Source organism: Mesorhizobium sp. M0598, assembly GCF_040320865.1.
In the GTDB taxonomy this organism is placed as follows: Bacteria; Pseudomonadota; Alphaproteobacteria; order Rhizobiales; family Rhizobiaceae; genus Mesorhizobium.
Genome location: NZ_JAMYQL010000022.1, coordinates 72,945 through 86,221, shown reverse-complemented (window position 1 = coordinate 86,221; position 13,277 = coordinate 72,945). Strand labels below are relative to the sequence as shown.

Sequence of the window (13,277 nt, the reverse complement as noted above, 5' to 3'; positions counted from 1 at the left end):
ACGGTTTTTCAATGCCCGTTAACCACACGTCCGCAATCGGCAATGCTGCTCCGCGGCAAAGCCCGATAAGACTCTGAAAAAGAAGGCTTTCGCCATCACGTCCTCGCCGGCGTCCCCGGGCGGCAATCTTGCGGGCACAACGAAAGCTGGTGACAGAGCGAAGCGCTTCGGTTAATCCGTGCCGGCCGCTACGGACCGTCGGTCGCGGCGCTTGCAAGCATCATGGTACAGGGACAACGGCATGGCGGATTCGCCCGACATCATCGGTTCGCTCGCAGACTTGTCGGGAGCCTATTCAGCCATCCTGTGCGACGTCTGGGGCGTGGTGCACAATGGCGAATGGCATTTCCCGGCGGCGGCTGCCGCGCTGATCGCTGCTCGCGCGGCGAAAATACCTGTCGTGCTGATCACCAATTCGCCGCGTCGCAGCGCCGACGTGGTGGCACAGATGAACGCCATCGGCGTTCCGCCCGCCGCCTACGACCGTGTCGTGACGTCCGGCGACGTTACCCGCGACCTGATCGCCGAAGGGCCGCGAAAGATCTTCCATATAGGCGCCGATCGGGATTTCACGCTCTATGAGGGCCTCGACGTCGAACTCGTCGAGGAGTTCGAAGCATCCGGCGTGGTCTGCACCGGCCTGTTCGATGACGAGGTGGAGAAGCCGGAAGATTATGCCGATCTTCTGCAGAGGCTGCGTACCAGGAACCTGCCCTTCATTTGCGCCAATCCCGACATCGTCGTCGAGCGCGGCGAACGCATGATCTGGTGCGCAGGCGCTTTGGCCCGCGAATACGCACAGCTTGGCGGACGCACGCTGATCGCCGGCAAACCCTACGCGCCGGTCTATGACGTCGCCATGAAGGAGATCGCCGTCATTCTCGGGCGCCCGGTCGAGCGTTCGCAAGTTCTGGCCATCGGCGACGGCATGATGACCGACATCAAGGGCGCGGCCGACAATGGCTTCGACGTGCTCTACGTATCGGGCGGCATCCATGCCCGCGATTACGGTGAGACGCTGCAGCCGGATCCGGCCAGGCTCGCGGCCTTCCTGGAAAAATATGGCTACAGGCCGGTCGCGGTGATTCCCAGGCTGCAATAGGTTCAAGCCATGACGGCCATGTTCGAACGCATTTCCGCAACCGCACCGCTGCCGGCCCATCTGCGCGGCGGCGTGGTGGCTATCGGCAATTTCGACGGCGTCCACCGCGGCCACCAGGCGGTGCTCGAACGCGCGCGCGCCGAAGCGGAGCGTCGCGGCGTACCCGCCCTGGTGCTGACCTTCGTACCGCATCCGCGAAAGGTGTTTAGGCCGGACATGCCGTTGTTCGTGCTGACGCCGCCGCCGATGAAGGCGCGGCTGTTGTCGCATCTGGGCTTTGCGGCGCTGGTCGAGCAGCCGTTCACACGCGAGTTCGCCTCCTTGTCGGCGGAGGCTTTCGTCACCGGCGTGCTCGAGCGCAACCTCGGCATAAGCCACGCCGTCACCGGCTTCGATTTCCATTTCGGCAAGGACCGCCAGGGCGGTCCGGCCTATCTGATGGCTGCCGGCGAGCGCCACGGCTTCGGCGTCACGCTGGTGGATGCGTTTCGCGACGAAAGCGCCGAGGTGGTGTCGTCGAGCCGCATACGCACGCTGCTGTGCGAGGGCAATGTGGCCGAGGCCGCCGGCTTGCTCGGCTACCGTTTCACCGTCGAGGCGGAGGTGATCGGCGGCCAGCAGCTCGGCCGGACACTTGGCTTTCCGACCGCAAACATGAGGCTTTCGCCGGAAGCCACCCTCAAGGAAGGGATTTATGCCGTCCGCTTCCGACGCGCCGACGGTTCGCTTCATGATGGCGTCGCCAGCTTCGGCCGCCGGCCGACGGTCGACGACAGTGGCGCGCCGCTGCTGGAGACCTTCGTCTTCGACTTTTCCGGCGACCTCTATGGAGAGATTTGTGCCGTGTCCTTCTTCGGCTACCTGCGCTCGGAGGTGAAGTTCGATGGGCTTGACGCGCTGGTCGCCCAGATGAAGCGTGACGAGGCCGAGGCGAAGGCACTGCTCGCCGGCGTCAGGCCGCTTTCCGGGCTGGACGCGGCCATAGCTTTTTAGAGCATGGTCCCGAACTGAAGGTCAGCGAAGCAAAAACTGGGAACCGGTTTTCCGATTAAGATCATGCTCAACCAGAATTTATCTCTTCAGTGCCAAGCCAAGGGCGATGAAGGTCCAGCCCTGGAAGATCAGGTCGACGGCCAGGAACAGGCCGAGCACCCACACGCTGTTGACCGGCCAGCCCATGGCGATGACCAGTCCCGCCAGTGCGCTGATGATGCCGGCCGCGACCACCCAGCCCCAGCCCGGCTGCGGCCGGTGGCTGTAGCCTACCCAGGCCCTGAGCACGCCTGAAGCAAGCAGCGCGACCGCCAGGAGGAAGGTCAGCACCGTCGAGGCGAGGACCGGATTGTCGAAGGCGAAGAAGCCGGCGACGGCGTAGAGGAGGCCGCTGAGCAGCCAATAGAAGAAGCGGCCCCATGTCTTCACGCCGAAGGCATGGATGATTTCGACAATGCCGGCCATCAGCATCAGCCAGCCCACGACAAAGACCGAGGCGACGGTTGCGATGAACAGATTGCCGAAGGCAATGCCGCCGAAGACAAGCAGCAGCACCCCGAGCGCGACGAACCATCCCCATTTCGCCCGCGTCTGGCTGATCGCATCTTTCAAGGCATCGCCGTGCAGTGTCATCGCCCTCTCCCTCAAGGCTACTTGGCCTTTTTGTCGGCTTTGAAGGTAACGCCGATAGGCCTTCTCGTAAAGCGAGCAGGCTGTGAGGGTCACACCCATGCTCGGGCGGTACGCCTGCGAGACGTCTGCTTTTGGCAAGAGCAGCCGCTGCGAGTTCATTTCCGTGAAACGTGGGCTTGCGCCCTCAGGCCAAACCGTGGTCACGCCGAGGTTTAGTTGGAGAATAGCTCCTGTCCGTAAAGCGGCCGCAACGTCGAGCTATGATACAGAGCCAAACCTCCAAACGCCGCGCAACGCCGGTCGCATCAGCATCCGCATGTCACAACCTTGCGTCGAGGTCTCAGTAATCGCCGCCCTCGCGATGCAGCGTCGCGAGGATTAGCCCGAGCGCGTTGGGCAAGAAGTAGATTATTCCGCCGAGCTGGTTCGAGAGCGGCATGGTCTTGGCTTCCCATGACAGGAAATAGTCGCCGGCGATCACCGTGAAGCCGATGCCCCACACCAGGATTGCGCACAGGCAGCCCAACATCATCCATGCCTTGCCATGAGCGAAATCGGCGCTGCTGCCAACCACCTTGCGCAGCATAAGCACAACCCCGATCAGTCCGAATATCCCCGCCAGGGTCTCGACGGCCATGATGCCGACGAGTGCCACAGGGGCAGCCCATGGCATGGTGATGGCACGCCATTGCTGCCATGGGTTGCCGTAGGTGTTGGTCATTTCGATCGTCGGCTTCACGGCATTCACCAGAGTGTCTTTGAAGTCGGTTGCATCGTTCAACAGACCGAGAAAACCCCACAGGGTGGGGAACAGCGCCATCACGATCAGCCCCAATCGTCCTACGCTGCGCGGATTGACAAGCCGCTCGGCAGTGGTTCCGGCATACGAATTGTCCGGCATCGGAATTCCCCCTCTTTTGAACCTTGCACCGTCGAGCAAATCGAAAATTGGCTGACACGGCAGCGCACCGCCAAATATGGCACGGACGTCGGGCGATTTCTCGCTGATGCTGATCGGGCTGATCGCAAGATGATCGTGGCGCTGGTTCGTCGCTGTATTTGCAAGCGGGCAATCGTTATCTTGTCGATGACGTTTGGCTGTTCGCCTTTCTCGGCGCTTGGCAAGACTGGGGGAGCAAATGGGCGATGTGGACGAACACCTCGATCTGACAGAGATCAACGCCGTCCGCAGGCTGTTGACGTCAAAACCACGAACGGTCCGCTGGGACGAACGCCGGGCGCGGCTCGACGAAGTCGGTTCGGTCTGGCCGGTCGCGGAGGACATCCGATGCGAGCGCGTGGTTTTCGATGGCCTTGAGGGAGAGTGGTCTCTGGCGCCTGGGAGTGACAGGGATAAGGTTCTGCTCTTTTCCACGGTGGTGGCTACTGCTCCGGCTCCCTTAAAAGTCATCGTCGAATGGTTACCGAGGCAGGTCGGGCAATGGGAATGCGCACCCTTGCGATCGACTATCGCCGCGCACCGGAACATCCTTTCCCTGCGCAACATGAAGACGCACTCACCGCATGGCGCTTTCTGAGCCGGCAAGGCATCGCGTCGGATCGCATCGTGGTTGGCGGAGACAGTGCGGGCGGCAACCTCACTCTGTGCCTGGTCAGTATATTGCGCACGGCAGGCGAGCCGTTGCCGCGATGTCTTTGGCTGGTTTCGCCCTGGACGGACCTTTCGATGTCCGGCGCGACATTATCAACCAAGGACGCAATCGACCCTATCATCCACCGGGCGTATTTGGAGGAACTGGCAACGGCCTATGTTCCCAATGGCGTTGGTCGGCGCGATCCGCTGATCTCGCCTTTGTTCGCCGATCTGAGCGGATTTCCCCCAATGCTGATACAAGCCGGTTCGGCCGAGACGCTGTTGTCGGACGCAACTCGGCTCGCCGAAGCCGCTGGCGCGGCTGACGTTAAAGTAGGTCTCGAAATTTGGCCGCATATGATTCACGCTTGGCCGGTTTGGAATGCGGGGTTGAGCGCCGGTCGCCGCGCTCTTCACAGCGCAGGCATGTTTGTCCGCGAATGTTTGTAACCCCTGCCGAGGCAACTGCTATCGTATTCCAAGCACTTGATCTGGAATCTTGGTGCGCCAAGCAATCGACTGCAACGCGGAACAGGCCGGCCAACGCGGCCAATGTTGCGGATATTAAGTCAAATTTTACCGAACTGGCGCCATGGCTTCAGTCAAGGCTGGTTGTATCGGCCAATGCGTTCGACGTATGGAGTAACGATGCGGTCTGTCCCGACGATCTTGGCCGCATTCATGCTCGGCACCTGCGGCGTTGCCAAGGCCGGCGAGGGCACCTTCGGCTGGCTGTCCGGAGACTGGTACCTGACGGTCGGCGCCACCGGCATGGTTGCCCCGAATTTCGAGGGCGGCAAGAAGTACCTGCTCAGTGCCTCGCCGATCATCTCGCTCGACAAGGCTGGTCCCGCGGCGCGCTTCACCTCGCGCAACGACAATATTTCATTGGCATTGATCGACGATGGCGGCGTCCGCGCCGGCCTGACAGGCAAGTTCCTGTTTTCCCGCGACGGTGGTGACGCCGACGAATTGAAGGGTCTCGACCCGGTGCGCTGGGGCGGCGAGGCTGGCGGCTTCTTCGAATTCTATCCTTTGGATTGGCTGCGTGCCCGCGCCGAATTGCGGCACGGCATTCGCGCCCATAACGGTTTTGTCGCCGACATCGCCGCCGACGCCTTTTACGATGTGACGCCCGACGTCAGGATTTCGGCCGGACCGCGCGTTTCGTTCGCCTCATCGGACTATTTCGACGCCAATTACGGCGTTGATGCCGAGGAGTCCCTGGCCTCGGGGCTCAGCGAATATCATCCCGATGGCGGGGTGAAGTCGGCGGGCCTGGGCGGCGCGGTGACCTGGAAGGTGACCGAGCCGATGACGGCCAGTCTGTTCGGCGAATATTCCCGCCTGATGGGCCCGGCCGCCGATTCCAGCCTGGTCAAGGAGCGCGGCTCCAGGGATCAGTTCATGATCGGCATGTCGACGACCTATCGCTTCGATTTCTCGATGTGATGTCGCAGGTTATATACTGCGCGCAGCCGCATGGCTCAGGCGACTATGCCGTAGGCGATGCGGTTGAGTTCCTCTTCCACAAGCATCGCACTTGTTTCGGATTGTAGGAGATTGATGGGCGCCTCGTTGAGCACCCGACTTCGCTTGCGCAGCCAGCGCTGCGCCCTTTCATGGTTGCCGAAAACACGATCCGCCATCGTTGAAATACGAAGTCGCAGGGCGCGTTCGGACTCGGTAATCGTCAGAGTCACATTTCGTTCCTTCCGGCGCGCTAACTGTGAAATGTAAACCGCAGTTGGTACATGCTCCTAGGAGGAAGCATCAGAGTTCGGGCTTTTCAATAGGGCCGGCCTCGTTTAAAAGCCCGGTCATGACGCACTTTATCAGCGCATTCGCGATTGCGATACGAATTACAGGCCCGGTGTTCCGGGCGGCCTGACCGCCGCCGGAGCCGCCGGGAATTTTGCGCGCGGCCTCTCGCGCTTTTTCCAGATCATGATAGTTCAACGCCCGGGCTCTTTGCCGCCGGGCAACGCATATGGCAGACCAATGACTGATACCCCGATGACCGACACCGTTGAGACGATCGACTATTCCAAAACGCTTTATCTGCCGCAGACGGATTTCCCGATGCGCGCCGGTTTGCCGGAAAAGGAGCCGCTGCTGGTCAAGCGCTGGCAGGACATGGATCTTTACCGCAAGTTGCGCGAAGACGCAGTCGGCCGCGAAAAATACGTGCTGCACGACGGCCCGCCCTACGCCAATGGCAACATCCATATCGGCCACGCGCTGAACAAGATCCTCAAGGACGTCATCACCCGCTCGTTCCAGATGCGCGGCTATGACTCGAACTATGTACCAGGCTGGGATTGCCACGGCCTGCCGATCGAATGGAAGATCGAGGAGCAGTACCGCGCCAAGGGCAAGAACAAGGACGAGGTGCCGGTCAACGAGTTCCGGCAGGAATGCCGCGAGTTTGCGGCGCACTGGATCAAGGTGCAGGGTTCCGAATTCCAGCGCCTCGGCGTTATCGGCGACTTCGACAATCCCTATACGACAATGGCTTTCCATGCCGAGGCGCGGATCGCCGGCGAGCTGCTGAAATTCGCAATGTCCGGCCAGCTCTATCGCGGCTCCAAGCCGGTGATGTGGAGCGTGGTCGAGCGCACCGCGCTGGCCGAGGCGGAGGTCGAATACCAGGACTATGAGTCGGACACGATCTGGGCGAAGTTTCCGGTTGTCAGCCTCGCTCGCCAGGTCATCAACATCGAGGATGGGCAGCCAGCCCTGGATCCCAAGCTGACGCAGACGTCGCTCGATCTGCTTGATGCCAACGTCGTCATCTGGACGACGACGCCGTGGACAATCCCCGGCAACCGCGCCGTCAACTACTCGCCGCGCATCAACTATGGTCTCTACGAGGTTACGGCGGCCGAGAACGCCTTTGGTCCTCAGCCCGGCGAAAAGCTGATCTTTGCCGAGAAACTTGCGGACGACGCTGCCGCGAAGGCCAAGGTCACTCTGAATCGGCTTCGCAGCGTTGGCGCCGAAGAGCTTGAAAACCTTACGCTTGCCCATCCCCTCAAAGCTCTGGGCGGCGGCTACGATTTTCCCGTGCCGATGCTCGCCGGCGATCACGTCACCGACGATGCCGGCACCGGTTTCGTCCACACCGCGCCGGGACATGGCCGCGAAGACTTCGACGCCTGGATGGATGCTGCCTCTGATCTTCGCCAGCGTGGCATCGACACCGCGATCCCCTTCACCGTCGACGATGCCGGCTTCTTCACCAAGGACGCGCCGGGCTTCGGCCCGGACCGCGAGGGTGGAGCGGCGCGCGTCATCGACGACAATGGCAAGAAGGGCAACGCCAACCAGGCTGTCATCGACGAGCTGATCAAGCGCAACGCGCTGTTCGCGCGCGGCCGCCTGAAGCACTCCTATCCGCATTCCTGGCGCTCGAAGAAGCCGATCATCTTCCGCAACACGCCGCAATGGTTCGTCTATATGGACAAGGAGCTTGGCGACGGCACGACGCTGCGCAGCCGCGCCCTGAAAGCCATCGACGATACCCGCTTCGTGCCCGCCGCCGGCCAGAACCGCATCCGCGCCATGATCGAGGAGCGCCCTGACTGGGTGCTGTCGCGCCAGCGCGCCTGGGGCGTTCCGATCGCCGTCTTTGCCGATGCCGACGGCAATGTGCTGCGCGACGAGGCAGTCAACCAGCGCATCATGGACGCCTTCGCGAAAGAAGGCGCCGACGCCTGGTTCGCCGCCGGCGCCAAGGAGCGGTTCCTCGGCAATCACGATGCCTCGAAATGGCAGCAGGTCATGGACATCCTCGATGTCTGGTTCGATTCAGGCTCGACGCATGCCTTCACGCTTGAGGACCGGCCCGACCTGAAATGGCCGGCCGACGTCTATCTCGAAGGCTCCGATCAGCATCGCGGCTGGTTCCACTCCTCGCTGCTCGAAAGCTGCGGCACCAGGGGCAGGGCGCCCTACGACACCGTCGTCACCCATGGCTTCACCATGGATGAGGAGGGGCGGAAAATGTCGAAGTCGCTCGGCAACACCGTCGTGCCGCAGGACGTCATCAGGCAGTCCGGCGCCGACATCTTGCGGCTGTGGGTGGTGACGACCGATTATTGGGAAGACCAGCGGCTCGGCAAGAACGTGCTGCAGACCAATATCGACGCCTACCGCAAGCTGCGCAACACCATCCGCTGGATGCTGGGCACGCTCGCCCACGACGATGGCGAGGAGGTGCCGCTGGATAAGATGCCTGAACTGGAGCGGCTGATGCTGCACCGGCTCGCTGAGCTCGATGAGGTCGTACGCTCGGGCTACGACGCGTTCGAATTCAAGCGCATCACCCGCGCGCTGCTCGACTTCATGGTGGTAGAGCTGTCGGCCTTCTATTTCGACATCCGCAAGGATGCGCTTTACTGCGAAGCGCCTTCCAGCGTGAAGCGCAAGGCTTCCGTGCAGGTGGTGCGCCATCTCTTCGACTGCCTGGTGAAATGGCTGGCGCCGATGCTGCCCTTCACCATGGAAGAGGCTTGGCTCGACCGTCATCCGGATGCGGTCTCCCTGCATCTCGACCAGTTCCGGGAGATCCCGGCGGACTGGAAGAACGAGGCGCTGGCGGAGAAGTGGCGCAAGGTGCGGCAGGTTCGCCGTGTCGTCACCGGCGCGCTGGAAATCGCCCGCGCGCAGAAGGTCATCGGCTCTTCGCTGGAGGCGGTGGCGGTCGTCACCCTCGACGACGCCGCGCTCGAAGCGGCGATCGCCGATGTCGATATGGCCGAGATGGCGATCACCAGCGATCTGGTAATCGTACACGGCAAGGCGTCGGCGGGCAGCTTTACCCTCGACGACGTCAAAGGCGTCGCCGTGGTCGTCGAGAAGGCGGAGGACCGTGGTCTGGTGAAGTGCGCGCGCTCCTGGCGCTACACCGCCGATGTCGGCTCAGATCCGGAATTCCCGGATGTTTCGGCCCGTGACGCCGCTGTTCTGCATGAGCTGAAGGCTTTGAGCCGTCTTTAAGGCGGTGCACAATTGCCACGGCGGGCGGCCGATCGGCCCCCGCGCGTTGCCCTTAACGAGTGGTTGAGGTAAACACGCGAAACTCCGGACGACAAATTGTCGCCGGAATTCCGTCGGAAGAGCGTAGGCGATGGGGACCGGACCTTTCTTTGGCCGGCGGCAATCGAGAGGCTGTCTACAGTGGGACTTTTTGGCATGACCGAGAGAACTTACGCGCGCGTTGCGCTGCTGGCGCCGCTTGTCGTATCGGGCCTCGCTTTGTCCGGCTGCATGGGCTCGCCCACTTACGGGACCGACAAGACCGCGGGCGCGCAGCTTGCCGGCGACCTCACCGGAGCTTTTTCCTTCGCACCCAAGCGCAAGGATAGTATCGACTACAAGCCGCGCCCCACGCTGGTGAAGCCAGGGCCGGGGCAGAAGGAAGTCTTGCCGCCGCCGCAGGAAAGCATCGAGACGGCAAGCGCCGAATGGCCCGAATCGCCGGAGCAGCGCCGTGCCCGCCTGCGCGCCGATGCCACCCTGCATCAGGACGACCCGGCCTACCAGGCGCAGGTCATCGATGACGTGCAGACGGATCCGGCGTCGGTCAAGGCCGCGCTGAAGCAGTCGGGCTCGAGCCACCCGCCAGCCTGGACTCCGGCCGATTCGGACAAGAGCCGCGCCGCGGAAATCATGCGCCGCCGGGCTGAAGGCAAACAGGGCGACCCGACCACCCGCAGATATCTGAGCGAGCCGCCGGTGCAATACCGCGCTGCCGCCGCCACCGCGCCGCAGGGTGACCTCGGCGAGGACGAGTACAAGAAGGAACGCCGCCTCAAGAGGGAGGCGGCCGCCAAGAGTAAGAGCGGCGGCATGTTCGACTGGCTGCCCTGGTAGGCTGACGGCGCCAGAGACTTTCTGGCCTGGATTGGTTGACTTGGATTGGGACCGTCTGCCGGACCAGAAAATCAGGGTCCGCGTCGCTCGCGAAAAAAGTCCTTCAGCAATGCAGCTGCAGCGTTCTCGGCAATGCCCGGATAGATGTCGGGCACATGGTGGCAGGTCGGTGACGTGAAGAAGCGAACGCCGTTGACCACTGCGCCGCCCTTCTCGTCGGCAGCGCCGAAATAGAGCCGGCGCAGCCTGGCGAAGGAGATGGCGCCGGCGCACATGGCGCACGGCTCCAGCGTCACATAGAGATCGTGGCCGCTGAGCCGCTCGCTGGAAAGCTTGCGGCAGGCCTCGCGGATCGCCAGCATCTCGGCATGGGCGGTGGGATCGGCGAACTCACGGGTGCGGTTGCCGGCACTGGCAACGACCGTATCGCCACCGACAACGACCGCGCCAACCGGCACCTCGCCGCGCTGAGCGGCGGCTTCGGCTTCTTTCAGCGCCAGGGCCATGAAATCCTGCCGCTTCACGCGGTTTCCATTCCGATTATCTCCTCGCCACTAGAGCGCGATCCTGTTACTACCCGCGCAAACGAGCAAAGGCCACATGGACGACAAAAACAAAAAGTTCCCGCGCAAGGCCGGCCCGAAACCGGCGGGGCCGCGCGGTCGCGATGGCGCTCCAGGCAAGGGCGGCAAGCCGTCCTTCGGCGCCAAAAAACCCTACACTCCGCGCGGCGACCGGCCGGCGGCGGCCGAAGGCGAACGGCCGAAGCGCGACTTCAAAGGCGGCGACCGGCCATTCAGCAAAGGGCCGCGTCCGGAAGGCAAGCCTTATGAAAAGCGCGAGGGTCCACGCAAGCCTTATGCACCGCGCGGCGACCGGCCGGCAGCTGCCGAAGGCGACCGGCCATTCAGCAAGCGCCCACGACCCGAAGGCAAGCCTTATGAAAAGCGCGAAGGTCCGCGCAAGCCTTACGCACCGCGCGGCGACCGGCCGGCAGCTCCCGAAGGCGAGCGCGGCGAGAGGCGCTTCGACCGTCCTAAGCGGGACTTCGGCGATCGTCCCAAGCGTGATTTTGGCGGCGATCGACCGCAAGGGGCACAAAGGGCACAGGCGGCATCGGAAGGCGGCTTCAAGCCGCGCCCGCGTCGCGTCGAGGCAACGGAAGAAGCCGGCGAACGCATTGCCAAGCGGCTGGCGCGTGCCGGCCTGGCCTCGCGCCGCGACGCCGAGGAACTGATTGCGGCCGGCCGCGTCAAGGTCAATGGCAAGGTGTTGTCCTCGCCGGCCTTCAACGTCATGCCCGGCGACATCATCCATCTCGACGGCATGGAGATCCCGCCGATCGAGCGCACCAGGCTGTTCCTGTTCCACAAGCCGGCCGGCGTGGTCACGACAAACCGCGATCCCGAAGGCCGCAAGACCGTCTTCGACGTGCTGCCGCCCGGGCTGCCGCGGCTGATGACCATCGGCCGGCTCGACATCAACACCGAAGGCCTACTGCTGCTCACCAATGATGGCGGCCTGTCGCGCGTGCTCGAACTGCCGGCGACCGGCTGGTTGCGACGCTACCGCGTGCGCGTCCACGGCAAGGTCGAGGAAAGCGCGCTTGCCGGCCTGCGCGAAGGCATTGCCGTCGACGGCGTCTTCTATGGCGCCATCGAAGCGACGCTCGACCGCGAGCAGGGCTCGAACGCCTGGCTGACAATCGGCCTGCGCGAAGGCAAGAACCGCGAGGTCAGGAACATCCTGGGCGCGCTCGGTCTCGACGTGACGCGGCTGATCCGCATTTCCTACGGGCCGTTCCAGCTCGACGATTTGCCGGAAGGCCATGTGCTGGAGATCAAGGGCCGCGTGCTGCGCGACCAGCTCGGCGAGCGCCTGGTCGAAGAGTCCGGCGCCAATTTCGATGCCGATATCGCCAAGCCGTTTTCCAACAAACCGGTCAGGCGTGAGCGCGAGGAGGAGCCCGAGCGGCCGAAATTCACCCGCGACGGCGAACGCCGGCCGATCGGCGAGGGCGGCCTGATCAAGAACCGCAAGCGGCGCGAGGGCAGCCGCGACGAAGCGCTCGGCAAGCTGTCGACAAGCCCTGACAGGAGCTTTGGGCCAAAAAAGAGCTTTGGCGAGCGTGGCCCCAGACCTGAACGCAGCGACTTCGGGGACAAACCCCGTGGCGACAAGCCTCGTGGTGGCTTCGGCGGGAAAAAATCCGAACGCGAGCAGCGGCCGATCGAGCCGCCGGGCCAGCGCAAGGCCAATGTCTGGATGGCGCCCGGCGCACGGCCGATCGGCAAGGGCAGGGCGGAGGCAGACGCCGCCAAGGCGGCAGAAAACAAGGCGCGCAAGGCATCGTTCAAGCCGTCTTACGGCAAGCCCGGCGGCAAGCCGCAAGGCGGCGGTGCAAAGCCGTTCGGCAAACCGCGCGGCGAGCGCCCGGATGGCGGTGGCGACCGGCCGCGCGGCGGCCCGAAAGGAAGCAATGCGGATCGTCGGCGGTGAGTTTCGCGGGCGTCCGCTGGCGACGCCCCGCACCTTTGCCCTCCGCCCGACCACCGACCGCACGCGTGAGGCGGTCTTCAACGTGCTGGCGCATCGCTTTCCTGAAAAACTGGACGGCGCGCGCGTGCTCGACCTGTTCGCCGGCACCGGCGCGCTCGGCCTCGAAGCGCTGTCGCGCGGCGCCTCCTACGCTGTCTTCATCGAAGAATCCGCCGAAGGGCGCGGCCTGATCCGCACCAATGTCGAGGCCTTCGGCCTCACCGGCCGCACCAAGATATTCCGCCGCGACGCGACGGGCTTGGGCGAGGCGGGCACCATCGCCGCATTCGGCCTTGTCTTTGCCGATCCGCCCTATGGCAAAGGCCTTGGCGAACGCGCCTTGCGCTCGGCCAAGGCAGGCGGCTGGCTCGCCCCCGGCGCGCTCTGCGTCATCGAGGAAGCGGCGGTGGCGCCGTTCGAGGCAGGGCCGGGCTTTTCGGTTGTCGACGAGCGCAACTATGGCGAGACGGTCATCCGGTTCATCGAGGCCGCCTGAGTTCGGCTTCCACGATGGCGCCTTCAAAATGACGAACAATTCGC

12 protein-coding genes and 1 pseudogene are annotated in these 13,277 nt (G+C 63.5%); 8 read left to right on the top strand and 5 right to left on the bottom strand.

Annotated features, from left to right (window positions below; all coding sequences use genetic code 11):
* Positions 1-241 precede the first annotated feature (241 nt).
* Positions 242-1,102 carry a TIGR01459 family HAD-type hydrolase gene (locus tag NKI59_RS23825; protein ID WP_352707265.1) on the top strand — a complete coding sequence of 287 codons (861 nt, stop codon included), beginning with the start codon at positions 242-244 and terminating at the stop codon, positions 1,100-1,102.
* Between the two features lie 9 nt (positions 1,103-1,111).
* The gene (locus NKI59_RS23820; protein WP_352465388.1) at positions 1,112-2,095 is read left to right on the top strand and encodes a bifunctional riboflavin kinase/FAD synthetase; all 984 of its coding nucleotides are present in this window, start codon (positions 1,112-1,114) and stop codon (positions 2,093-2,095) included.
* A 78-nt stretch (positions 2,096-2,173) separates the two neighbouring features.
* On the opposite strand, the gene NKI59_RS23815 is transcribed toward NKI59_RS23820, so the two are convergent.
* The gene (locus NKI59_RS23815; protein ID WP_352663204.1) at positions 2,174-2,728 is read right to left on the bottom strand and encodes an HdeD family acid-resistance protein; all 555 of its coding nucleotides are present in this window, start codon (positions 2,726-2,728) and stop codon (positions 2,174-2,176) included.
* A 340-nt stretch (positions 2,729-3,068) separates the two neighbouring features.
* Positions 3,069-4,013 carry a DUF2165 family protein gene (locus NKI59_RS23810; protein WP_352707262.1) on the bottom strand — a complete coding sequence of 315 codons (945 nt, stop codon included), beginning with the start codon at positions 4,011-4,013 and terminating at the stop codon, positions 3,069-3,071.
* Between NKI59_RS23810 and NKI59_RS23805 the strand changes: the two are divergent.
* Both NKI59_RS23805 and NKI59_RS23800 read left to right on the top strand, forming a co-directional pair.
* A pseudogene (locus NKI59_RS23805) lies at positions 3,925-4,772 on the top strand (alpha/beta hydrolase). The gene NKI59_RS23810 and the pseudogene NKI59_RS23805 overlap by 89 nt on opposite strands.
* Positions 4,773-4,970: 198 nt before the next feature.
* A complete protein-coding gene (locus NKI59_RS23800) occupies positions 4,971-5,774 on the top strand; it encodes a MipA/OmpV family protein (protein ID WP_352707260.1) in 804 nt (267 codons plus the stop codon).
* 35 nt (positions 5,775-5,809) lie between these two features.
* On the opposite strand, the gene NKI59_RS23795 is transcribed toward NKI59_RS23800, so the two are convergent.
* Together NKI59_RS23795 and NKI59_RS23790 are read right to left on the bottom strand one after the other, a co-directional pair.
* Positions 5,810-6,025, bottom strand: a complete 216-nt coding sequence (locus NKI59_RS23795) for an antitoxin Xre/MbcA/ParS toxin-binding domain-containing protein (RefSeq protein WP_352569773.1) — start codon at positions 6,023-6,025, stop codon at positions 5,810-5,812.
* 70 nt (positions 6,026-6,095) lie between these two features.
* Positions 6,096-6,281, bottom strand: a complete 186-nt coding sequence (locus NKI59_RS23790; protein WP_352531068.1) for a hypothetical protein — start codon at positions 6,279-6,281, stop codon at positions 6,096-6,098.
* A gap of 57 nt (positions 6,282-6,338) precedes the next feature.
* Between NKI59_RS23790 and ileS the strand changes: the two genes are divergently transcribed.
* The gene (ileS, locus tag NKI59_RS23785) at positions 6,339-9,323 is read left to right on the top strand and encodes an isoleucine--tRNA ligase (RefSeq protein WP_352707256.1); all 2,985 of its coding nucleotides are present in this window, start codon (positions 6,339-6,341) and stop codon (positions 9,321-9,323) included.
* A gap of 195 nt (positions 9,324-9,518) precedes the next feature.
* Positions 9,519-10,199, top strand: a complete 681-nt coding sequence (locus NKI59_RS23780) for a hypothetical protein (protein ID WP_352458053.1) — start codon at positions 9,519-9,521, stop codon at positions 10,197-10,199.
* Between the two features lie 71 nt (positions 10,200-10,270).
* On the opposite strand, the gene NKI59_RS23775 is transcribed toward NKI59_RS23780, so the two are convergent.
* Entirely contained in the window at positions 10,271-10,723 is a 453-nt protein-coding gene (locus NKI59_RS23775) for a nucleoside deaminase (protein WP_352707254.1), read from the bottom strand.
* A gap of 76 nt (positions 10,724-10,799) precedes the next feature.
* Between NKI59_RS23775 and NKI59_RS23770 the strand changes: the two genes are divergently transcribed.
* Together NKI59_RS23770 and rsmD are read left to right on the top strand one after the other, a co-directional pair.
* Complete coding sequence (locus NKI59_RS23770; protein ID WP_352707251.1) at positions 10,800-12,698, top strand: pseudouridine synthase; 1,899 nt, start codon at positions 10,800-10,802, stop codon at positions 12,696-12,698.
* A complete protein-coding gene (gene rsmD / locus NKI59_RS23765; protein ID WP_352707249.1) occupies positions 12,679-13,233 on the top strand; it encodes a 16S rRNA (guanine(966)-N(2))-methyltransferase RsmD in 555 nt (184 codons plus the stop codon). The genes NKI59_RS23770 and rsmD overlap by 20 nt, the downstream gene beginning before the upstream one ends.
* Positions 13,234-13,277: the final 44 nt, after the last annotated feature.